The sequence below is a fragment of the Psychromonas arctica genome (assembly GCF_038155225.1).
Classification (GTDB): domain Bacteria; phylum Pseudomonadota; class Gammaproteobacteria; order Enterobacterales; family Psychromonadaceae; genus Psychromonas; species Psychromonas arctica_B.
The window spans coordinates 1-218 of the sequence record NZ_JBAKBA010000319.1 but is presented as its reverse complement, the minus strand read 5'-3'; the positions used below and the strand labels follow the sequence as shown (position 1 = coordinate 218).

The following is a 218-nucleotide window of genomic DNA, read 5'->3' as shown; positions in this document are numbered from 1 at the left end:
TACTCCAGATGAGTTTATTATTACGGTTGATAATATTTCAGATTAATTTGGTGGTATTAACCTTGAAGATATTAAAGCGCCTGAATCTTTCATAATAGAAAAAGAATTAAAAGAACGTTGCAGTATTCCAGTTATTCATGATGATCAACACGGTACTGCCAATCTTACAGCTGCTGAAATGATCAATGCACTAGATATCCTAGGTAAAAATATTGAGG

At 32.6% G+C, this 218-nt stretch carries 1 pseudogene; it reads left to right on the top strand.

The window, feature by feature from the left end:
• Window positions 1-218 (top strand): annotated as a pseudogene (locus V6255_RS18675) (malate dehydrogenase); the annotation flags it as partial.